The sequence below is a fragment of the Luedemannella flava genome (assembly GCF_039528515.1).
GTDB classification, from domain to species: domain Bacteria; phylum Actinomycetota; class Actinomycetes; order Mycobacteriales; family Micromonosporaceae; genus Luedemannella; species Luedemannella flava.
Window position 1 is genome coordinate 1 of record NZ_BAAALT010000329.1, and the last position, 867, is coordinate 867.

General features: G+C 67.5%; 1 protein-coding gene. It reads right to left on the reverse strand.

The features are described from left to right. Positions 1-55: 55 nt before the first annotated feature. Positions 56-628: a DUF6803 family protein gene (locus ABD211_RS33040; protein ID WP_344140451.1), complete on the reverse strand. Its 573-nt coding sequence runs from the start codon at positions 626-628 to the stop codon at positions 56-58. Between the last annotated feature and the right edge of the window lie 239 nt (positions 629-867).

Sequence of the window (867 nt, forward strand, 5' to 3'; positions counted from 1 at the left end):
GCGGCGGACGTGGTCACTGCCACGCCCGCCGTCCGCGGTAGGTCGGATGTCTATGTCACATCTGCATGCCGGCGTGGCCGGCGGTGTGCCAGCCGAGCAGGGTCGGGTCGAGCATGCCGAAGATCATTGCGAGGTGGGCGACGATGAGGAACAGGCCCACCAGCGCGGCGTGCAGCTTCAGTCGAGCGGTCTCGTCCCGTCCGCGACCGAGGACACCGAATTCGAGCAGGGCGATGCCGAACAGGGGGATGACGCCGGACAGGTATGCCCCGACGGCGATGATGTCGGCCGGTCCCCGCCAGCCACCGTCCGTGGTCAGCGGTATCACGGCGTGCACGAGCAGGTAGCCGAAGACGCCGACGAAGTACACGCCGCCGAGCAGGCCGGCCCACCGGTTGAGCGAGCGTACCCATGATGGCGTGCTGGCCCTGTTGAACAGGATGGCCAGTTCGCTGACCGCGACCGTCTCGGCCAGGATCACCGGGACCGCCATGAATATCAGCAGGTTCCACGGCTGGTTGGTGGCGAGCAGTTGCATGTAGTGGGTCATCGCGACCGAGCCCTCGCCGGGCAGGTCCGGTAGCGCCCACGCCGCCCCGACCGCGACGGCTGTCGCGACAGCCGCCACGGCTGCCACGACGCCCGCGGCGGATCGGGTAGCGACATTGGTTGTGCCCGGTCGCGTCGCTTCGGAAGTGATCATCGCTGGGAGGTTCCCTTCGAGGCCGGCCTGTCGTGGTGGGCCCGGTATGCGGGGGGCCGCATCCCGAACTGCTTCGAGACCAAGGCTCATGTGGCTCTGTGAAGATCGACCCGGCGGAATTCTGAAGATCTTATGAAGGTCTCTCGCGACGCCCTTCCGAAGCG